General features: G+C 58.2%; 20 protein-coding genes. 13 read left to right on the top strand and 7 right to left on the bottom strand.

All coding sequences use genetic code 11. The features are described 5' to 3' along the window. The first annotated feature begins 81 nt into the window (after positions 1–81). From AC4LFW_RS01835 to sbcB, 4 genes are all read left to right on the top strand, one after another. Entirely contained in the window at positions 82–465 is a 384-nt protein-coding gene (locus AC4LFW_RS01835; RefSeq protein ID WP_491817287.1) for a tetratricopeptide repeat protein, read from the top strand. Positions 466–497: 32 nt separating this feature from the next. Beyond that, positions 498–923, top strand: coding sequence for a DUF4124 domain-containing protein (locus tag AC4LFW_RS01840; RefSeq protein WP_491817289.1), 426 nt, complete (start codon positions 498–500; stop codon positions 921–923). Between the two features lie 49 nt (positions 924–972). Beyond that, positions 973–1,404: a PilZ domain-containing protein gene (locus AC4LFW_RS01845; RefSeq protein ID WP_491817291.1), complete on the top strand. Its 432-nt coding sequence runs from the start codon at positions 973–975 to the stop codon at positions 1,402–1,404. Positions 1,405–1,644: 240 nt separating this feature from the next. Further along, a complete protein-coding gene (sbcB, locus tag AC4LFW_RS01850; RefSeq protein WP_491817293.1) occupies positions 1,645–3,069 on the top strand; it encodes an exodeoxyribonuclease I in 1,425 nt (474 codons plus the stop codon). A gap of 74 nt (positions 3,070–3,143) precedes the next feature. On the opposite strand, the gene mvaT is transcribed toward sbcB, so the two are convergent. Continuing rightward, a complete protein-coding gene (gene mvaT / locus AC4LFW_RS01855; protein ID WP_491817295.1) occupies positions 3,144–3,521 on the bottom strand; it encodes a histone-like nucleoid-structuring protein MvaT in 378 nt (125 codons plus the stop codon). Between the two features lie 394 nt (positions 3,522–3,915). Between mvaT and purU the strand changes: the two genes are divergently transcribed. Together purU and AC4LFW_RS01865 are read left to right on the top strand one after the other, a co-directional pair. Beyond that, complete coding sequence (purU, locus tag AC4LFW_RS01860; protein ID WP_491817296.1) at positions 3,916–4,767, top strand: formyltetrahydrofolate deformylase; 852 nt, start codon at positions 3,916–3,918, stop codon at positions 4,765–4,767. Between the two features lie 27 nt (positions 4,768–4,794). After that, entirely contained in the window at positions 4,795–5,019 is a 225-nt protein-coding gene (locus tag AC4LFW_RS01865; RefSeq protein WP_491817298.1) for a hypothetical protein, read from the top strand. Between the two features lie 215 nt (positions 5,020–5,234). Here the strand turns inward: AC4LFW_RS01865 and AC4LFW_RS01870 are convergent, their stop codons facing one another. The 3 genes from AC4LFW_RS01870 to yaaA all read right to left on the bottom strand — a co-directional run bounded on the left by AC4LFW_RS01870 (position 5,235) and on the right by yaaA (position 8,665). Further along, the gene (locus AC4LFW_RS01870) at positions 5,235–5,444 is read right to left on the bottom strand and encodes a hypothetical protein (protein WP_491817300.1); all 210 of its coding nucleotides are present in this window, start codon (positions 5,442–5,444) and stop codon (positions 5,235–5,237) included. A 351-nt stretch (positions 5,445–5,795) separates the two neighbouring features. Next, the gene (locus tag AC4LFW_RS01875; RefSeq protein ID WP_491817302.1) at positions 5,796–7,241 is read right to left on the bottom strand and encodes a mannose-1-phosphate guanylyltransferase/mannose-6-phosphate isomerase; all 1,446 of its coding nucleotides are present in this window, start codon (positions 7,239–7,241) and stop codon (positions 5,796–5,798) included. A gap of 644 nt (positions 7,242–7,885) precedes the next feature. Further along, the gene (gene yaaA / locus AC4LFW_RS01880) at positions 7,886–8,665 is read right to left on the bottom strand and encodes a peroxide stress protein YaaA (protein ID WP_491817304.1); all 780 of its coding nucleotides are present in this window, start codon (positions 8,663–8,665) and stop codon (positions 7,886–7,888) included. A 670-nt stretch (positions 8,666–9,335) separates the two neighbouring features. Between yaaA and AC4LFW_RS01885 the strand changes: the two genes are divergently transcribed. The 4 genes from AC4LFW_RS01885 to moaE all read left to right on the top strand — a co-directional run bounded on the left by AC4LFW_RS01885 (position 9,336) and on the right by moaE (position 12,044). Beyond that, positions 9,336–10,724: a PhoH family protein gene (locus AC4LFW_RS01885; protein ID WP_491817306.1), complete on the top strand. Its 1,389-nt coding sequence runs from the start codon at positions 9,336–9,338 to the stop codon at positions 10,722–10,724. A 137-nt stretch (positions 10,725–10,861) separates the two neighbouring features. After that, entirely contained in the window at positions 10,862–11,332 is a 471-nt protein-coding gene (gene moaC / locus AC4LFW_RS01890) for a cyclic pyranopterin monophosphate synthase MoaC (protein ID WP_491817308.1), read from the top strand. Beyond that, positions 11,329–11,577, top strand: coding sequence for a MoaD/ThiS family protein (locus tag AC4LFW_RS01895; protein ID WP_491817310.1), 249 nt, complete (start codon positions 11,329–11,331; stop codon positions 11,575–11,577). Before moaC ends, AC4LFW_RS01895 begins: the two co-directional genes overlap by 4 nt. Before the next feature lie 2 nt (positions 11,578–11,579). Continuing rightward, a complete protein-coding gene (gene moaE, locus AC4LFW_RS01900; RefSeq protein ID WP_491817312.1) occupies positions 11,580–12,044 on the top strand; it encodes a molybdopterin synthase catalytic subunit MoaE in 465 nt (154 codons plus the stop codon). A 200-nt stretch (positions 12,045–12,244) separates the two neighbouring features. Here the strand turns inward: moaE and rhlB are convergent, their stop codons facing one another. The 3 genes from rhlB to AC4LFW_RS01915 all read right to left on the bottom strand — a co-directional run bounded on the left by rhlB (position 12,245) and on the right by AC4LFW_RS01915 (position 15,550). Then, a complete protein-coding gene (rhlB, locus tag AC4LFW_RS01905; RefSeq protein WP_491817314.1) occupies positions 12,245–13,663 on the bottom strand; it encodes an ATP-dependent RNA helicase RhlB in 1,419 nt (472 codons plus the stop codon). A gap of 96 nt (positions 13,664–13,759) precedes the next feature. Then, entirely contained in the window at positions 13,760–14,695 is a 936-nt protein-coding gene (locus AC4LFW_RS01910) for a GGDEF domain-containing protein (RefSeq protein WP_491817316.1), read from the bottom strand. Between the two features lie 198 nt (positions 14,696–14,893). Continuing rightward, positions 14,894–15,550: an alpha/beta hydrolase gene (locus AC4LFW_RS01915; RefSeq protein ID WP_491817318.1), complete on the bottom strand. Its 657-nt coding sequence runs from the start codon at positions 15,548–15,550 to the stop codon at positions 14,894–14,896. Between the two features lie 346 nt (positions 15,551–15,896). Between AC4LFW_RS01915 and AC4LFW_RS01920 the strand changes: the two genes are divergently transcribed. The 3 genes from AC4LFW_RS01920 (at position 15,897) to AC4LFW_RS01930 (ending at position 19,306) form a co-directional block, all read left to right on the top strand. Then, positions 15,897–16,925, top strand: a complete 1,029-nt coding sequence (locus AC4LFW_RS01920; protein ID WP_491817320.1) for an amino acid ABC transporter substrate-binding protein — start codon at positions 15,897–15,899, stop codon at positions 16,923–16,925. Between the two features lie 88 nt (positions 16,926–17,013). After that, positions 17,014–18,198 carry an amino acid ABC transporter permease gene (locus AC4LFW_RS01925; protein WP_491817322.1) on the top strand — a complete coding sequence of 395 codons (1,185 nt, stop codon included), beginning with the start codon at positions 17,014–17,016 and terminating at the stop codon, positions 18,196–18,198. A gap of 10 nt (positions 18,199–18,208) precedes the next feature. Further along, positions 18,209–19,306 (top strand): amino acid ABC transporter permease, encoded by a 1,098-nt coding sequence (locus AC4LFW_RS01930; protein WP_491817324.1) that lies wholly within the window; start codon positions 18,209–18,211, stop codon positions 19,304–19,306. Positions 19,307–19,312 lie beyond the last annotated feature (6 nt).

Here is a 19,312-nt window from a genome sequence, read left to right on the forward strand (position 1 = left end):
GGTGCGTAATTGTCCTTGGTAGCCGAACGGACTGCAGTTTTCTCTACCGCAGTCGATAATCCGGCATCGGAGGAATCACCCATGCGCACCCTGTTCATAGTTCTTCTTGCTACCCTCAGCGTAGGCTGCAGCAGCAGAAACGCACTGGACCGCCATCTCGACAAAGCCTATCAGCACTACCAGCTGGACGATTGCGACCAGGTCATGCTCGAGCTTTCCCAGGCCGAGCGTCGCAGCCGACCACGCGATAATCTTCAGCCAGAAATATCGTCGCTGCGCGGACAGTGTCTCGAGCGCCAGGGCCTGTTTGTCGATGCGGCACAAACTTACCTCTTCATACAGGCTCGTTATCCAGCCAGTGAATATGCCTTTCGCAGCCGCGCCAGGCTGGAGACGTTGCGTCAGTTGGGGCACTATCAGCCGGAGGAGCCGGTGGTCACCCATCCGGTCAAACAGCTGAAGTGAGACTGGCCTAGGCGCCGGCAGGGACGGACCCCATGCGTGCTGCATTGATGTTGATCTGCGTTTTGTTGTCACCGCTGGCGAGTGCCGAGATTTACCGTTGGGTCGATCCGGGCGGTAACGTCCATTACAGCCAGAAGCCGGAGCCGGGCGCCGAACGTGTCGAGGTTCGACCACAGATAGTCGAGCGTGATCAGGCTACGCGGGAACGGGAAGCGCGGTCGGATCGGTTTTTCGATGCGCGACGGCAGGAGCAGCAAGCGTCGAAAGCGGCGGCGAGCGCCAGACATGCGCAGAGAGAACAGGAATGTCAGCAGTTGCGCAGCCGTTTGTCGCGGTTGTCACACGGCGGACGTTATTTCAGTGCCGATGCAGAGGGTGGTCGCGTCTACTACAGTGATGAGGAGATAGGGGCGGCGCGGCGGCAGTTGGCCGGTCGTATCAGTCAGAACTGCAGCTGAGAGGCCGGTGACGGCGGCAGCGATAAACTTGGCGGCAGGCCCGCAATTGATGGACATGCATAATCAACGCAGCATTCAGCGGCACCAGTTGCCGTACTACCTCAACGTATTCAATCGGTTCACGGACAAACCGCTGGGTTTCATCGGCAATCTGTCCGAGACAGGACTGATGCTCATCAGTCGCTACCCAATGATGACCGATGCCTGTTTCGATATGCGCCTGAAGATCCCCGGCCAGCATGGGCAGCTGCGCCACATCGATTTCAGTGCCACCTGCCGATGGTCCCGGGAAGACGTCACGCCTGGCAGCTTCGATTCGGGTTTCGTGTTCGTCTCACCGCCCGCTGACATTCGCGAAATGATCGACGCGCTGCATCATTACTTCAGCTTCCGGCCCATGCAGCACGTCCCGCCGGCGCGACTGCCTCGGATTGCATCGGCGAACAAGGCTGCCGACCAGGACTGCTGTCAAGGCAGTTGATGACCGGCAGAGGGCGCTGTGCCTTCTATACGCAGGGGCTCCCATTGCGCAAACGTTGCGGTTACAGCCCGCGGCTTTTCCGTCAGGCCTCTAGCACCACCGAACGACTCGTTCGAGAGAACCTTTTTTCAACGTTCTGGTTGCTCTTCCCTCTGATCTGGACTCGCAGACTGCTGCCGGGATTAGTTTGCACAGAGCCTGCGCGCTAGACTGGCGCCGAAGACCGAGAAGGAATCTCCCGTGATACCCAGCATCTACTGGTACGACTTCGAAACGACGGGCATCTCGCCTCGTTGCGACCGGCCGCTGCAAGTGGCCGGTATCCGCACGAACGAGGCTCTGGAGGAGATCGGCGAACCGCTGAACCTCTACTGCCGCCTAAGTGATGACGTCCTGCCTCACCCGGCGGCCTGTCTGGTCACAGGTATCACGCCTGGGACGCTTGCCTCCAAGGGCCTCTGCGAGGCTGAGTTCATCAGCCGCCTGCACCAACAGTTGGCGACGCCAGGCACGTGCGGGGCTGGATACAACAGCCTGCGTTTCGATGACGAAGTGCTGCGTTATAGCCTGTACCGCAACTTTCATGATCCCTACGCACGCGAATGGCAGGGCGGCAACAGTCGCTGGGACCTGATCGATCTGGTTCGCACGGCCTATGCGCTGCGGCCAGAAGGATTTGTATGGCCAGAGGAGGAGGGCCGGGTAACGCTCAAGCTTGAACGCCTGAGCGCAGCGAATGGGCTCGAGCATTCCCAGGCGCACGATGCGCTGTCTGATGTACGTGCCACCATTTCCCTGGCTCGGCTGATCAGGGACCGTCAGCCCCGTCTCTACGATTATCTTTATAGGCTGCGGCGTAAGCACGCAGTGTTGGAACAGGTCGAGCTGCTCAAACCAATGGTGCATGTATCCGGTCGGTTCCCTGCTGCGCGCCATTTCATGTCCGTTGTCCTGCCGCTTGGCTGGCACCCGTACAACCGCAATGCGCTGATTGTCTGCGACCTCAACGCGCAGTGCTCGCCGCTCTGGGAAGAAAATGCAGAAGAACTCCGTGAACGGCTCTATACCCGCCGGGAGGATCTGGGCGAAAAACTGGCGGTCCCCTTAAAACTGATACATGTGAATCGCTGCCCAGTGCTGGCGCCGATGAAAGTGTTGCGTGAGTCGGATATCGAACGGCTGGGCCTTGATCTGTCGAGTTATGAAATCAAGGCCGCCGAGTTACGTGGACGCGAGCCGGAGTGGCGATGGAAACTGGCGGACATTTATCAGGGAGATGTCTTTACTGGCTCATCCGATCCCGAGCAACAGCTATACGACGGCTTTTTCAATGAGCGTGACCGCCGACTATGCGAACAGGTGCGAACTCTTTCGCCGCAGCCAAACGATTCTGCGCTGCCTTTTGATGATCCGCGCTTGCCGGAACTGCATTTTCGTTATCGCGCGCGTAATTTTCCCGAGTCGCTTTCACCAGACGAAACTCGGCAATGGCATATGTTCTGCAAACAGAGATTGATGGCGCCCGAGTCGGGTGCACCTAATACCCTCGAGCAATTTAACGCCGCTCTTGAAGCCGTGTTGTTGACTGCGACGCCGGAGCAGGTGGGTCTGCTTCAGCTATGGTCGTCGCATGCGCGTGCTTTGCGGAATCGATACGGGTTATGACCCTGCTTTGCCAGTAACAAAAAAGCCATCTGATGCTCCGTGATGCATCAGATGGCTTCAGGTATCGCCTAAACTCAGCCTAGCAGAGTGGCCCAGCTTTCAACTTCTTCAGAACCCCATTGGGCTTTCCACTCTTTCAGAGTCTTGTGGTTGCCGCCTTTCGTTTCAATCACCTCGCCATTGTGCGGGTTCTTGTACTGCTTGACGCGACGGGCACGCTTGGTTGCTGCAGGCGCCTTGGATGCGCGTTGTGGCTTGTTGCCGCGAGCATCAGGGTCGAGCAGGGCGATAATGTCGCGAAGCGACTTTTGATATTCACCCATCAGCTCGCGCAGTTTGCCTTCGAATTCAAGTTCCTTTTGCAGCTTGTCGTCTTCCGAGAGCGACTTCAGGCGCTCCTGAAGTTCCTTGATAGCTTCTTCCGTAGCGCGGTACTCATTGATCAGCGACATGTCACTTCCTTGGTATAGGGTTTGAACGCAAGTGATAGCAATCATAGACAGCTGCTGTGGACAAGTAAATATTGTTCTGAACAAAGTTTGAACAATGTTTCTGTTTGCCGGTGCCGCAAACGATGCTTAGTTAACTGCTGGCGTTTGAATAATTGGCATAACTCCCGCGTGGATTGACGACGTCTCCCTTGTTGTTCCGTCTCGATAAATACGAGAAATACCTGGCCCGCCTCTGGAGGCTCCCGCTCGATGCGGTTGCCTGGCGCTAGTGGGCCCCATAGCTGTCGGCTTGGAGTCTGCGTGCAGACTGACGACGGCACGGCTCGATACTGTGGTTAGTTTGCTTCGCTGCGTTAGAATAGCGCGTCATATTGGAAGCCGGAGTCAACTAAACATGCGCACATTCAGGCTGGTTATCGCCTGTCCCGACGGCGTCGGCATTGTAGCCAAGGTCGGTAATTTTCTGGCGACCTACAATGGCTGGATCACCGAAGCAAACCATCATTCCGATCATCAGAGTGGCTGGTTCTTCATGCGACATGAAATTCGTGCCGACTCGCTGCCGTTTGATCTCGAAGGATTCCGTCAAGCCTTCAGCCCGATAGCGCGTGAATTTTCAATGGAATGGCGTATTACCGATTCGGACCAGCGCAAGCGCGTCGTGTTGATGGCCAGCCGGGAGTCGCATTGCCTGGCCGACCTGTTGCATCGTTGGCACAGTGGTGAGCTCGATTGCGACATTCCCTGTGTCATATCCAATCATGATGATTTGCGCAGCATGGTCGAATGGCATGGCATTCCCTATTTCCATGTGCCAATCGAACCGGGGCGCAAGGATGAGGCCTTTGCCGAGGTGTCGCGTCTGGTTCGCGAGCAGCATGCCGACGTCATCGTACTGGCGCGCTACATGCAGATTTTGCCGCCAGAGCTCTGCGCGGAATACGCGCAGCGAGTCATCAATATTCACCATAGCTTCCTGCCCTCGTTCGTCGGCGCCAAGCCTTACCACCAGGCGTCACTGCGGGGCGTCAAGTTGATTGGTGCGACTTGCCACTACGTGACAGAAGAGCTGGACGCCGGCCCCATCATCGAGCAGGACGTTGTTCGCGTCAGCCACCGCGACAGCATCGAAGATATGGTTCGACTGGGCAAGGATGTTGAAAAGATGGTGCTTTCGCGCGGTTTACGCTACCACCTAGAAGAGCGGGTGCTGGTACACAGCAACAAGACCTTGGTGTTTAACTGACCCGATGCTCCTGGCTCTGGACGAAGCATGACCGATCCGCTGGACAAGGCTGGCGCCAAGGCCCCACCGATCATTGGTAGCGGCTGCAGTCGTCGTTACGATCCGGAGCACATGGGGCCGGAGCTTGGCACTGGCTTTCCAGGAGCTGAAGAGCTGTGGAGACGTTATCTTTCCCAGCGCGAACGAGGGGGCAACGATAGTTTCGATGAAAGCGCCGCTGGCAGCTTCGATGGTGGCTCGGACGACAACTGACAAGCTAGCCACCCCTGACTCGGCGGGTCGCGTCAGAGACGAAAGGAGGAGCTGCAATGCACTTTCGGTTTACGGCGCCAGCAAGTACCCGCCGCGGTTCCACGCCGGCTGAACATACCCGCGCTTTGATATAGCTCAGCGGAAGTGGTGTGGGGCAAGTTCTGCCATCAGCGGCACTAGACGTGCTGAGTTCACGGCTCGTGGAAGGCGGGCGGTCACTTGGACTGGGAAGCCTGTTCAGACAGTTCTTTTTCAATCTTCTGCAGCTCAGCCTTGAAGACCTGATCGTGCACGGTTGGTTTCTTGCGCCACGGCTTTCGTTCGGGGTTGGGCTGCGCTGCGTAGGTCGTTATTTCCCCGCCGTAAACGGCTTGAAAGCGGTTAGCCTGTTTTTCAAGTTCGGCGCGTAGTTCTTCTTTTGTCACGTCTGGTTTTGCCTCTTCACATATCGATCTGCAGCGCTGGGCTGGGCTGGGAATTGCGAACTTTATGGCTCGACTACTCGGGTCATGGTTCGGTTGGGCTGGGCAGCGTCGTTGACAGACATTACTGCAAGCGGCCCGAATATCACAAGCGTTCGTGTAGTTGGGTGCTGAATGTGACAGTTACTGCCGATCCGGAACGCTGATTAAAAGTTTGCGAGAAGTTAGTACATTCAGCTGCCGCGCCTTCTTCGCCTTTCAAGGAGCAGTCTACGTCTGCGGGGTCTTGTCTGTCCGGTTATTCCGTTAAATACCGCGCCCGTTGCAGGCGCGGTTTATTCAGTGCGTTACGACTTAACGAGCTGGCTGGCTGGCCGCATCATTCGGTGCACGACCGTAAACATCGTCCAGGCGCTCAATGTCGTCTTCACCCAGGTAGCTTCCAGACTGGACTTCGATGATTTCAAGCGGGATCTTGCCCGGGTTGGCCAGGCGGTGGATAGACGTCACGGGTATGTAGGTAGACTGGTTTTCAGTCAGCAGGAATGTCTTGTCATTGCAGGTAACCTGAGCTGTGCCAGATACAACGATCCAATGCTCGGCACGATGATGATGCATCTGCAATGAAAGCTGCGCGCCCGGGTTGACGCAGATCCGCTTGACCTGGAAACGTCCGCCCATGTCGACCGAGTCGTACCAGCCCCAAGGGCGATACACTGCGCAATGGTTCTGCGTTTCGGAGCGCTTCATGGCGTCGAGCTTGTTGACCAGCTTCTTGACGTCCTGAACCTTGTCCTTGTGGGCAATCATCGTCGCGTCCTTGGTCTCGACAACAACGATATTGTCCAGTCCGACCACTGTTACCAGCTTGCCATTGCCATGTACCAGGCAATTACGACTGTCTTCGATGATGACATCACCCCGGGTGACGTTACCGTCCTCGTCTTTTTCCAGCACGTCCCACAGCGAAGACCATGAGCCGACATCGCTCCAACCTGCTGACATTGGAACGACGCACGCCAGTTCTGTTTTTTCCATCACGGCGTAGTCGATCGAGTTGTCTGGGCAACAGGCGAAAGTTGCCGGGTCGATGAGTACTTCACTTCCGTTCTTGGCGCTGCGTTCCAGCGCAACCCAGCAGGTGTCGTAGATATCAGGATCGTGTTTCTTCAATTCATCGAGGAATACACTGGCGCGGAACAGAAACATGCCGCTGTTCCAGTAGTAATCACCGGAATCGACATATTCCTGCGCACGTGCTTCATCAGGCTTCTCCACAAACTGAGTGACGCGACTGACGCCGTCAGGCAGTCCGTTACGCTCGTTATGGTCGCCTTTGATGTAGCCGTAACCTGTTTCGGGGCTGGTGGCCGGAATACCGAACAGCACCATCTCGCCGTTTTCAGCGGCGTTTGTGGCCAAGGCGAGAGAGCGCTGGAAAGCCTTGTGGTCTTCGATGACATGATCGGCTGGCAACACCAGCAGTAGCTCATCCCGGCCGTCTGCAATCAGTTTCATTGCCGCAATGGCAATTGCCGGGGCAGTGTTGCGTCCAAATGGTTCGAGCATGAGGCCTTGGGTTTCAAGCTTACGCGCGGCCAACTGCTCTTTGACGATGAAGCGGTGCTCCTTGTTGCAGACCAGGAGAGGGGGCTGCATGCCGTCGAAAGCCAGTCGTTCGATGGTCTGTTGGAACAGCGTCTGCTCGGCAGTGAGGGCGAGAAACTGCTTGGGAAACGCTTTACGCGAAAGAGGCCAGAGTCGGGAACCGCTGCCGCCTGAAAGAATGACCGGAATCATGTTGTTTCTCCTGAATCGTTGAGAAGGGGAAGTTCTTCTTGTCCATTTGAGCGGCCAGGTATCAGCTCGCCGTATGCTTCTTGGTCGGGCCTTCAGGTGCCACGCGCCGTCAAGCTGCGTTTTCCAATGGAAAGCGTCTTTTCGGGGCGAACAGCGTGCTCCGAGCCTGAATAAGGGGGTGTTGCATGAGCATCCGATGTCGGATGAATTGCCAGCGTTTCGAGCCTGCGGCTGTATGGATTCGGCCGGGCGGGCGCTGCGTTGGGCTGCCGGGCGTTCGCTTCATCGAGGCAGGCTCGAAGCGCTGCCTGGCCAAGGGCTCTCCGGCCTCTGGTGCCCGGGCGGGTCCTTCTCGAAGAAGTGACCTGCGAGGGATCTGGATTTCGTTGCGCTGAGTTCCACGGCACGTTCATGTGCGACGTCCCTTTCCATCTGGAATTGCCGGTACGCGCTTATGATTGCAGGTGCCTTCGGATAGTTCCCGGGATGGGCGCCGCTGATCGGAGACTTTCTCGGTATCTGTGAGCACGCACAGCGATACCGTTATGAAGGGTTGCCGCGGCGCCAGCTGGGCTGAATGCGGCGATCGACTGGAGGGTCAGGCGTCGCTCGCGCCTGTGCGAGAGCGGCGGTGCCTGGCTTTGCTAGCGGGCCGGCGTATCGCGCAGGAATACGAGCCGATCCGGCAGTGAATGCTCGGGGCTGAAGCGATAGCCGTCGTAAGCAAAATCCTTCAACTGCTCGGGGTACTCGATACGCTCCTTGATCACGTAACGACTCATGAGGCCCCGCGCTTTTTTGGCGTAGAAGCTGATGATCTTGTACTGACCGTTCTTGAGGTCCTTGAAGTCGATGTCGATCACCCTGGCATTCAGCACCTTGCGTTTCACGGCACCAAAATATTCATTCGAAGCCAAATTGAGCAGTATGTCGTCACCTTGCGCAGCCAGTGCGTCGTTGAGCCAGTGGCTGATGCGCTCGTCCCAGAAGGCATAGAGGTCCTTGCCACGAGGGTTGGCCAGCCTGGTGCCCATTTCGAGGCGATAAGGCTGCATGAGATCCAACGGGCGTAGCACACCATAGAGCCCGGACAGCATGCGAAGGTGCCGCTGAGCGAAGTCAAAATCCTCTTCGCTGAAATCGCAGGCGTTCAGCCCTGTATAGACATCTCCCTTGAATGCCAGCAGGGCCTGTTTGGCATTGTGCGGGCTGAAATCATCCTGCCAACTGCCGTATCGAGCGGCATTGAGCGCCGCGAGCTTGTCGGAGACATGCATCAGTTCGCCAATCTGTTGCGGTGACAGGGCGCGCAGCTCTTCTATCAGCGTCTTTGCATGCTCCAGGTGTTCGGGTTGGGTGAAACGCTGGGTCGTCGGTGGGGTGTCGTAATCCAGGGTCTTGGCTGGGGAAATCACCATCAGCATGCAACGGTCTCCTTTGAAGTGGACCGATTCTAGGCTGTATGGCCCACGCCGCTCCAGCTATAGGCCCGATTAGCCGTTGGCCTTCGCTGTCGCTTTGATGGGTATCGTGGACATAGCAATCTGATCTGCTGCAGCGTTGCTGCGATGTCTCGGGACGCTGCTGGACCGTAACCATATGATCAATTGGTGAGGCGGGTGCGGAAGCGACCTGAGCGGATGTCAGACTCCGGGCTGGCCGACCTGCATCGTGACGAGGCGGCGGAGGGAAAACGGGTGCATTGACCGGCGCCGTCGCCCATCAACCGTGTTCGGCTGATCCTAATAAGCGCAGATATTCAATCCTTGCAGCGGAGCATGTGCCGGAGGGGTTAACAGGTGCGGCAAAACTACGCAGGTTGACCAATGAGCCTAGTCGTCCACTGGTTGGCCGCCAAGCGCTGTTCGTCGTTCCGATAAAAAAACGTCATCTGCTTGAAAAAGACTTTTTCCTGTCATCTGTTTTGCGGTATTACCTGATGCAAGACCGCCGAAACCTGCACTCACAGGTGGCGGCCTCTGGGTGGCCCCAAGCCCCTGCCACTCAAGTCCGCTCACCCTGGCGCACGGCGGTTTCTCTACGGCGGAGAGCATTCGGCTCTCCGTCGTTCCGGCTCCGAAAAGGTGATCGCGTATGGATGACTACGGCAGACCCCGCGCAACTCAGCCCACCCTCTACGTTCTTGATACCAACGTTCTGATTCACGACCCAAACGCCTTGCTGAATTTCCAGGAGCATCAGGTTGCCATTCCGATGACTGTGCTCGAAGAGCTGGATCAGCTCAAGGCCGGTAAACATAGCGTTGCGGCTGAGTGCCGGCAGGCAATCCGTCTGATCGACAAGGTGCTGGGTGATGCCACGCCGGAAGAGGTCGAACTTGGTGTCCCCATCCAGCGCGAGAAGAGCGGGCCTTGCGGCAGTCTCTCGATCCTGATGAGCAAGGGTGCCGACTCGAGCGCCCTTCCAGAAGACCTAAACGACAACAAGATCATCAATCAGGTTGTCGAGTTGCAGCGGCGTACGGCTGGCGTGCCCGTTGTGCTCGTCACCAACGACATCAATATGCGGCTCAAGGCCCGCGCCTGCGGTGTGGCTTCCGAGGATTATCACACCGACAAGCTGGTAGATGATGTGGGCCAGCTGTCACGCGGCTATCACAGCCTGACTGGGTCGTTCTGGGACCGGGTCAGCAAGGTCGACACTCATCAGGGACATGGGCGGACCTGGCATCGCGTACAGCTGATCGACAACCTGCCAGCGGTACATATCAATGAATTCATTCTTGATGAGCAGGGATTCGTCGGCTGGATCAAGGGCATAAAGGCCGACGAGCTGCTATTGCTGGATATGCATCAGGAGCCGCTGCTGCATCAGGAAGCATGGGGGCTGCGGCCGCGAGACATTCACCAGGCACTCGCCCTGTTTGCGTTACTGGACCCGGATATCCATCTGGTCAACCTCTCGGGAGCTGCCGGGTCAGGCAAGACGATCCTGGCGCTAGCCGCCGCCATCGAGCAGACAGTGGTTAGCAAGCGTTACCGTCGCATCATCGCTACGCGTAGCGTGCAGGGGCTGGATGAGGACATCGGTTTTCTTCCTGGCACCGAGGCGGAGAAGATGGAGCCATGGCTCGGCGCTATCACCGACAATCTCGAAGCCTTGCATATGGATGACGAGAGTACCCATGGCAGCGTTGACTACATCCTTCAGAAGGTGCCGCTGCAGTTCAAATCCCTCAACTACATCCGTGGGCGTAGCTTTCAGCAGAGCCTGATCCTGATCGACGAATGCCAGAACCTTACACCGCATCAGATGAAGACCATCATCACCCGGGCCGGTAGCGGGTCGAAGGTGGTATGCCTCGGCAACCTGGCACAGATCGATACGCCTTATCTGTCTGCAACCAGTTCCGGGCTCACCTACCTCACAGAACGATTCAAGGACTTTCCCCACGGCATGCACATCACCTTGCAAGGCGTTCCTCGTTCGGTACTGGCCGAATACGCAGAGGCCCACCTGTAATCGATCGGCTGGTGCGCGCTGGGAGCGTCTACGAGCACGGCCTGGAAGCGGGCCAGGTTCGGGCTCGCTTCCAGCTTCCAGCTTCCAGCTTCCAGCTGAGCTAAACTGCGGAACCCACAGTCTTACCAGGATTAACAATGCTCACCCATCTTGATTCCCAGGGGCGGGCCAACATGGTCGACGTTACTGCCAAGGCCGTTACGGCCCGAGAAGCGGTGGCGGAAGCCAAGGTCCGCATGCTCCCCGAAACCTTGCAGATGATCCAGCAAGGTGGCCATCCCAAGGGTGATGTCTTCGCCGTCGCCCGCATTGCCGGCATACAGGCGGCAAAGAAGACCCATGAGCTGATTCCTCTGTGTCATCCGCTGCTGCTGACCAGCATCAAGCTCGACCTGCAACCGGAGGGTGACGACTGCGTACGGATCGAGGCGCGCTGCAGGCTGGCTGGCCAGACGGGAGTTGAAATGGAAGCACTGACGGCCGCCAGTATCGCCGCGCTGACCATTTACGACATGTGCAAGGCGGTCGACAAAGGCATGGTGATCGAGGGGGTTCGATTGCTGGAGAAACTCGGCGGCAAAAGCGGCCACTGGCAGGTACCGACATGATCCAGGTCCAGTATTTTGCGCGTTATCGCGAGGCACTTGGCCTCGATTCGGAAGAGGTGGAGTGGGATGCATCGATGCGCCATCTCGATGACCTGCGCGTGCGGCTCTCGGCGCGCGGACCCGAGTGGGCTGTATTGAATGAGCGAAACCTGATGTGTGCCCGCAACCAGGAACTTTGCAGTCTGGATGAGCCGCTGGCCGACGGCGATGACGTTGCATTCTTTCCCACCGTGACCGGAGGTTGAACATGTCCGTGCGCATCCAGCAGGCGACGTTCGATCCAGGTGACGAACTTAACGCACTGCATGCAGCCAACCTTGGAATCGGAGCGGTTGCCTGCTTCGTTGGTTACGTCCGGGATTTCAATGATGGCCACGACGTGGCCGGCATGTTCCTCGAGCATGCGCCGGGAATGACGGAGAAAGCGCTGCAAAAGATCATCGACGAAGCGGGGGAACGCTGGCCCTTGCTAAAGCTCGAGATCGTGCATCGAATAGGTCCGCTTGATGCGGGCGAACCGATCGTCTTTGTTGGCGCCGCCAGTGCCCATCGCGAGGCGGCATTCGATAGCTGTCGATTCGTCATGGACTACCTGAAAACGCGGGCGCCGTTCTGGAAGAAGGAAAAAACGCCCGACGGGCCGCGTTGGGTCGAAGGACGCTGCAGCGACCAGGCCGCAGCCGATCGATGGCGGGACAGCGCGAGCAGCTAGCGAATTTGTCATCCGCAACACCTTTGCCTAGCAGCTGACATCGAGACGACCCCAGCCCTGGCGTTGCTATCCTGACCCAGGGTTCCGTTCGCTTTCTTCCTGCGCGGCAGGTTGTTGAGTATTGAGGGAATGGCTGGCCTGGGTTCGCCCGATGTACCTCAGGCAGAGCAGAGGTAGGCCTTGCCTGTCTCGTTTGGTCTTTAGTGCTTGGGTGGCACAGGCGCCAGCAGCTCGGCAGGTGGCATCTCGCAACTGATCTTTCGACCGAGCAATGCCTCTATTGCAGGTAGGGCAAAGGCGTCATCCTCGCCGGCAAAGCTGATCGAGGTACCGCTGGCGCCCGCCCGACCGGTACGACCGATACGGTGTACATAGTCATCGGGCACTTCCGGCAGGGTGAAGTTGATGACGTGGCTGATGCCGTCGACATGGATGCCGCGGCCGGCGACATCAGTGGCCACCATGACGCGGATCTTGCCTTCACGGAAACCTTCCAGGGCCCGGATACGCTTGTGTTGCGGAACGTCGCCTGACATCTGCACGGCGCTGATACCGTCGCGGGTCAGGCGTTCTTCGATGCGCCGCACCTCGTCCTTGCGGTTGGCAAATACCATCACGCGCGTCCAGTCGTTCTGGGTAATGAGGTTGTAGAGCAATTTGTACTTGTCGCTGCCCGCGACGGCATAGACATGCTGTTCGACCGTATCGCTGGCCACGTTGACTGCTTCGATCTCGACAATCGCCGGATCGGTAGTCCACTGTTTGGCCAGGTTCATCACGTCATCGGTGAAGGTGGCGGAAAACAGCAGCGTCTGCCGCTCACTCTTTGGCGGAGTCTGGCGGATGATCTGGCGGACCTGGGGAATGAACCCCATGTCCAGCATGCGATCGGCTTCGTCGAGAACCAGCACTTCGACCATGTCCAGATGCACTTCGCCGCGCTGGTTAAAGTCCAGAAGGCGACCGGGCGTGGCCACCAGAATGTCGCAGTAGCGGGATTCGAGCGCCTTGAGCTGTTTGTCGAAATCCATGCCGCCGACAAAGCTCATGACGTTCAGGCCGGTGTATTTGGTCAGGTTCAGCGCATCGTTGGCAATCTGCACGACCAGCTCGCGAGTCGGTGCGATGATCAGTGCGCGAGGCTCACCCATATAGCGGTCGCTCGGTGGCGGCGTCTGCAATAACTGTGTGATGGTCGAGACAAGGAATGCGGCGGTTTTACCAGTCCCTGTCTGGGCGCGGCCAATGGCGTCACGTCCTTTGAGGGTGAAGCCGAGGACCTGGGCCTGAATGGGCGTGCAGTAAGGGAACCCGAGGTCGTGAATAGCGTGCATCAGCTCTGGCGCAAGTTTGAAGTCGTGAAACCGCGTCTTGCCCTCGACGGGCTCGACAGTGAAATCTTTAAGTTTCCAGGCTGGCGCCACTGGCGCGGTAGGCTTTCGCGGCCGCTCGCGGCGTACCTTGGCACCTGGCTCAACAGCATTGTCATGCTGCGCCTTGACCCCCTCGGAGGGCGTCGGGGTGCTGGCGCCGGTGTCTGTAACGGTACTGCTGTGAGGCTGGGTAACAGAGGGCTTGCTTGCACCTTTGCTGAACATCTTTTTGAGTGCTTCTAGCACGGTCTTCTCATCTATGTCTTGTAAGGGTTCGCTCGCCAGTGTAATGCAATACGCAGATACGGCGAAGACTTGCTCCAGCGGGGGCCGGTGTGTTGTCTAGCCGCAGACCTGATTGCGGCCCCTTTCCTTTGCTTGATAAAGCGCCTGGTCCGCCAGATGGATAAGGCTGTCCAGGTCGGCGTCGGGTTGCATGCTCGCCACACCGACGGAAATGGTCACCCCAGGCAGCAGGCCGATCGGCGAGTGAAAGGAGGAAACGCTCTCAAGGCTCTGGCGCAAGCGCTCGCCGACATTCCTTGCGTCGTTGAGTGCCATCTCGGGCAACAGCACCACGAACTCCTCGCCGCCATAACGGACAAGGCTGTCGGCGGGGCGGAGCAGCTTGCGGAGTGTGTTCACCACCAGGCATAGCGCATGGTCACCGGCCAGGTGGCCATGGCTGTCGTTATATCGCTTGAACTGATCGACATCGATCATCAGTAGCGAGAGTGGCTGGCCGGCGAGGGTGCAGCGCGCCCGTTCGCGTCCGTAGACATATTCCAGCCAGCGACGATTGAACGAACCGGTCAGCTTGTCGATATTGGCGTTCTGTTCGCTGTTGATGATCAGCCGATCGCTCAAGCGGACACGTTGACAAAGCAGTTCTGCCAAGTTTTGCATCAGCTGTGGCGAGCGGGTCAACAGCTGCATAGAGCGGCGGTGCACACGCAGCAGCACTGAAGGTTCGATCGCGAGAACGTAGGCAGAGGGCGGAAGATTGTCCATGAAGCTGATCTCGCCTGCACAATCACCCGGTCCGATCGAGCGAACCGGGCTGCCGTCGAGTGAGTCCAGGTGGACAGCCAGCTCGCCTTCAAGCACCAGGTAAAGGTAGTGATTGTGTTCCAGCGGGGTCAGGAGAAGCTCGCCAAGCTCGAGTTCGCAAGGTTCAAAGACCTCCTGTAGCAGCCGCAGGCAAAACGCATCCACATGATTCAGCAGCCATGCCTGCTCCAAATGCTGCCGCTGCACTCGCCAGCTGGCGAGCTTCATGGCTGCCCGTTCCCGTTGGATGACACCCTTGTCATGGCTATTGCACGCATTCCATCGCTGCCGGCTAGGTCGGCTTCTACTGGCCGCGATAGGGCGCTACAGCGGGAGGCCTATCGAAATTGCAACTATCCACGCCTAGCGTAGCCTCATTTGGCGAATGCGGCAGGTGCACAAAGTCACATTTTGCTGTCAACGAGCTCAACCCAGCCGGGCCGCCAGCCATTCACCGATCTCACGAATCTCCTCCGGTACTACTTCGTGAGCCATCGGATAGTCCTTCCATTGCGCATCTACCTTGTTAGCGAGCAAGCGCTCAAAGGCTGCCCGGCCCATTGATGGCAGCACGACGTTGTCATTGGAACCATGCAGCACCAGTACCGGCAGCCCGGCCTGGAGGGCTGAAAGTTTCAGGTCGGCATTGAATGTCGGCGCGTAGGTGGACAAGGCGATGACTCCACCCAGTGGGCCTGGCCAGCGCAGGAAAGCGGTGTGGTAGACCACCGCACCACCCTGGGAAAATCCGGCCAGAAAGATGCGGGCAGGATCGATGCCGCTGTCGCGCTGTGCTTCGATCAGGTCGATTACGCTTTGCGCCGATAGCTCAAGCTGTTCCTGGTTTATGGCCCGGGCCGGGCTCATCGCCAGGATGTCGTACCAGCTCGGCATGGCCCAGCCACCGTTGATGGTGACAGCACGAGTTGGCGCCTGCGGCAATACGAAACGAGTCGTTAGCAACCGCTGTTGCAGGGCTTCGGCAACCGGCAGGAAGTCGTAGCGGTCAGCGCCAAGGCCATGCAGCCAGATCACGCAGGCGTCGGCATCATGGGCGGGCTCGATGATCATTGGGTCACTCATGGTGGGCTCCAGTCGGGGCGGCGCGCGCTAAGTTGGTGCGGTCGCAGATGAGATATTCAGCAATCTGCAGCGAGGTTACCTGTACCAGACGCTGCGATGAAGCGTTCGGGCGTGCGCCTAAAGGCATTTTGATTCTGGTACGCCACTTGCTTTAGTTCAGATACCTGACGCGCCGCACGTCTTCGGTACGCCTGCAGACAAAGCGGGTCAGGAAGGTTGCTGATAACCAAACGGCGGCTAGACTGAGGTCAGTTTCTTCTTCGCCCCCTCGAAAGGCATCGAGTGGCAGCCTGTGATCCAGGCAGAGGACGCTAACCACAAGAATAAAAGCAAACTGGAGGTTTCGATGATAAGGGTTAAATCCACACTGGCCATGCTTGGTGCTGCAACATTGTTGGGCACGAGCGGCTTGGCACAAGCGGGGGCGACGCTTGACGCAGTCAAGAGCAAGGGGTTTGTGCAGTGCGGCGTCAGCGACGGGTTGCCTGGCTTCTCCTACACCGACGCCAAGGGCGAGTACAAGGGAATCGATGTGGATGTCTGCCGCGCGGTAGCGGCTGCGGTATTTGGTGATGCAGGCAAGGTCAAGTTCAGCCCGCTGACAGCCAAGGAGCGTTTCACTGCGCTGCAATCCGGCGAGGTCGACGTGCTTTCGCGCAACACCACCTGGACCAGTTCCCGCGATGCGGCGATGGGTCTGAATTTCACCGGCGTGACCTACTACGACGGCCAGGGATTCCTGGTCAACAAATCAGTCGGGGTATCCAGCGCCAAGGAGCTCGACGGCGCTACTGTCTGCATCCAGGCAGGCACTACCACCGAACTGAACCTGTCCGATTACTTCCGCGCTAACAACCTCAAATACACCCCGATCACCTACGACACCTCCGACGAAAGCGCCAAGTCGCTCGAGTCAGGACGTTGCGACGTGCTCACCTCGGACCAGTCCCAGCTCTATGCCCAGCGGATCAAGTTGGCGAAGCCGGACGATTACGTCGTATTGCCGGAAGTCATCTCCAAGGAGCCGCTCGGCCCAGCCGTGCGTCAGGGCGATGAAGAATGGTTCGATATTGTTCGCTGGGCACTGTTCGGCATGATCAACGCCGAAGAACTGGGCATTACCTCTGCGAATGTTGAAGAGATGGCCAAGTCCACCAAGAATCCCGACGTTGCTCGGCTGTTGGGTGCCGAAGGGGAATACGGCAAGGATCTGAAACTGCCGAAGGACTGGGCAGTGCAGATCGTCAAGCAGGTAGGAAACTACGGCGAAGTGTTCGAACGAAACATCGGTTCCGGTAGCGAGCTGAAGATCGAGCGCGGCCTGAACGCGCTTTGGACCAATGGAGGTCTGCAGTACGCACCCCCGGTGCGTTGACCAAGCCGGACCGGCGTCCTGCCGGTCTTGTTTCAAGGATGAGCGCTGCCGGTGTCTATGCACCGGCAGCGCCGTATGAGGTTTCTTGATGCGTACCATTGCCAAAGCGGGGGCCGCACGCGGCTCGCTGCTCACGGACCCGCAGGCGCGTGCCTGGGTGTTCCAGGTCATCGCTGTCATAACTGTGGTTGGAATCGGCTGGTTTCTGTTTCACAACACCCAGACCAATCTCGCCCATCGAGGCATCACGTCAGGCTTCGGTTTTCTTGATAACGCTGCCGGTTTCGGCATCTCCCAGCATTTGATCGACTACAGCGAGAGCGACTCCTACGGCCGAGTCTTCTGGGTCGGCCTGCTGAACACCCTTCTTGTCAGCGTCATCGGGATCATCCTGGCGACCATCATCGGATTCATCCTCGGCGTAGCGCGGCTGTCGCCTAACTGGCTGATTCGCAAGATCGCCACTGTCTATATCGAGACGTTTCGAAACATTCCGCCACTGCTGCAGATTTTCTTCGTCTACTTCGCCGTGCTCAGTCCACTGCCTGGGCCGAGGGATAGCCTGAGCCTCTGGGATATGGTGTTTGTCAACAATCGAGGCGTACAGATGCCGTCGCCCAGCGCAGGGGAAGGCTTTTGGCCGTTCTGGCTTGCGCTGTTCCTGGCATTGGTTGCGATCGTCATGCTCAACCGCTGGGCACGTGCCCGACGTGACGCGACAGGCGAGGCGTTCCCCGTGTTCTGGGCCAGCCTGACGCTGTCCCTAGCCATTCCGGGCTTCAGCGTTATGTTGATGGGAGCGCCGTTTCTCTGGGAAATCCCTGAGCTGCAACGCTTCAACATCCGCGGCGGTTGGGTAGTGATACCGGAACTGGTGTCGATTGTCCTGGCCTTGTCCATCTACACAGCGGCCTTCATTGGTGAAACCGTTCGTGCAGGTATCCAGTCGGTCAGTCATGGGCAGACGGAGGCAGCAGCGTCGTTAGGTCTTCGTCCAGGCCGGGTACTGCGCCTGGTCATCATCCCCCAGGCGATGCGGGTCATTATCCCCCCGCTGACAAGCCAATACCTGAACCTGGCCAAGAATTCCTCGTTGGCAGCGGCCATCGGTTATCCGGACATGGTGTCGCTGTTTGCCGGCACGGTACTCAACCAGACCGGACAAGCCATCGAGACCATGGCGATCACTATGAGTGTCTACCTGGCGATCAGCATCAGCATCTCGCTGCTGATGAATGCATACAACAAGCGCATTGCGCTGATCGAGCGGTGAGGACGAGCGCATGACGAGCCATACTTTCAAGCCGGACCTGCCTGCGCCCTCGGCCAATATCGGTGTGCTGGGGTGGATGCGGGCTAACCTGTTTTCCAGCTGGATAAACGCCCTGCTGACACTGGTCGGGCTCTATCTGATCTGGGTGATCGTCCCGCCGATCATCGACTGGGCGATCATCAAGGCCGATTGGACCGGCGAAACCCGTGCTGACTGCACCCGCGAGGGGGCCTGCTGGGTATTCGTGCAGACGCGTTTCAGTCAGTTCATGTACGGTTTCTACCCGCCAGAGCTGCGCTGGCGCGTTGATGCCACTGCCTGGCTGGCCATCATAGGTGCTGCGCCGCTGTTCCTGCGGCAGATGCGGCACAAGGCGCGCTACGGTATTGCGTTCCTGGTGCTCTATCCGCTGCTTGCCTATTGGCTGTTGCATGGTGGTTTCCTCGGTTTGGAAACGGTACCGACGAGCCGTTGGGGCGGGTTGATGCTGACCATCGTCATCGCTGCCGTAGGTATTGCAGGGGCGTTGCCGCTGGGGATTCTGCTGGCATTGGGGCGACGCTCCGACATGCCGGCAATCCGCGTGCTCTGCATCACCTTCATTGAGTTCTGGCGCGGCGTACCGCTGATCACTGTGTTGTTCATGTCCTCGGTGATGCTGCCGTTGTTCCTGCCAGAGGGCATGAACCTCGACAAGCTGATGCGGGCCATGGTCATGGTGGTCTTCTTTGAAGCGGCCTATATCGCCGAAGTGGTGCGTGGCGGACTGCAGGCGATCCCGAAAGGCCAATACGAGGCGGCTGCCGCAATGGGGTTGGGCTACTGGCGCAGCATGATCCTGGTCATCCTGCCGCAGGCGCTGAAGATGGTCATCCCCGGCATCGTCAATACCTTTATTGCGCTGTTCAAGGACACCAGTCTGGTGATCATCATCGGCCTGTTCGACTTCCTCAATAGCATCAAACGCGCCACTTCGGATCCTGCCTGGCTGGGCATGTCGACCGAGGGTTATGTCTTCGCGGCGCTGGTTTACTGGATTTTCTGTTTTGGCATGTCGCGCTATTCCATGCATCTGGAACGCAAGCTCGACACTGGTCACCGGAATTAGGAGCGA

This window comes from Stutzerimonas sp. C6.4V, assembly GCF_058536345.1.

Bases quoted from the DNA above. Each gene is read 5' to 3' on its own strand.
- AC4LFW_RS01835 (WP_491817287.1), top strand. From the start codon at position 82: ATGCGCACCCTGTTCATAGTTCTTCTTGCTACCCTCAGCGTAGGCTGC.
- AC4LFW_RS01840 (WP_491817289.1), top strand. From the start codon at position 498: ATGCGTGCTGCATTGATGTTGATCTGCGTTTTGTTGTCACCGCTGGCG.
- AC4LFW_RS01845 (WP_491817291.1), top strand. From the start codon at position 973: ATGGACATGCATAATCAACGCAGCATTCAGCGGCACCAGTTGCCGTAC.
- mvaT (WP_491817295.1), bottom strand. From the start codon at position 3,521: ATGTCGCTGATCAATGAGTACCGCGCTACGGAAGAAGCTATCAAGGAA.
- purU (WP_491817296.1), top strand. From the start codon at position 3,916: ATGCGCACATTCAGGCTGGTTATCGCCTGTCCCGACGGCGTCGGCATT.
- AC4LFW_RS01865 (WP_491817298.1), top strand. From the start codon at position 4,795: ATGACCGATCCGCTGGACAAGGCTGGCGCCAAGGCCCCACCGATCATT.
- AC4LFW_RS01875 (WP_491817302.1), bottom strand. From the start codon at position 7,241: ATGATTCCGGTCATTCTTTCAGGCGGCAGCGGTTCCCGACTCTGGCCT.
- yaaA (WP_491817304.1), bottom strand. From the start codon at position 8,665: ATGCTGATGGTGATTTCCCCAGCCAAGACCCTGGATTACGACACCCCA.
- AC4LFW_RS01885 (WP_491817306.1), top strand. From the start codon at position 9,336: ATGGATGACTACGGCAGACCCCGCGCAACTCAGCCCACCCTCTACGTT.
- moaC (WP_491817308.1), top strand. From the start codon at position 10,862: ATGCTCACCCATCTTGATTCCCAGGGGCGGGCCAACATGGTCGACGTT.
- AC4LFW_RS01895 (WP_491817310.1), top strand. From the start codon at position 11,329: ATGATCCAGGTCCAGTATTTTGCGCGTTATCGCGAGGCACTTGGCCTC.
- moaE (WP_491817312.1), top strand. From the start codon at position 11,580: ATGTCCGTGCGCATCCAGCAGGCGACGTTCGATCCAGGTGACGAACTT.
- AC4LFW_RS01910 (WP_491817316.1), bottom strand. From the start codon at position 14,695: ATGAAGCTCGCCAGCTGGCGAGTGCAGCGGCAGCATTTGGAGCAGGCA.
- AC4LFW_RS01915 (WP_491817318.1), bottom strand. From the start codon at position 15,550: ATGAGTGACCCAATGATCATCGAGCCCGCCCATGATGCCGACGCCTGC.
- AC4LFW_RS01920 (WP_491817320.1), top strand. From the start codon at position 15,897: ATGATAAGGGTTAAATCCACACTGGCCATGCTTGGTGCTGCAACATTG.
- AC4LFW_RS01925 (WP_491817322.1), top strand. From the start codon at position 17,014: ATGCGTACCATTGCCAAAGCGGGGGCCGCACGCGGCTCGCTGCTCACG.
- AC4LFW_RS01930 (WP_491817324.1), top strand. From the start codon at position 18,209: ATGACGAGCCATACTTTCAAGCCGGACCTGCCTGCGCCCTCGGCCAAT.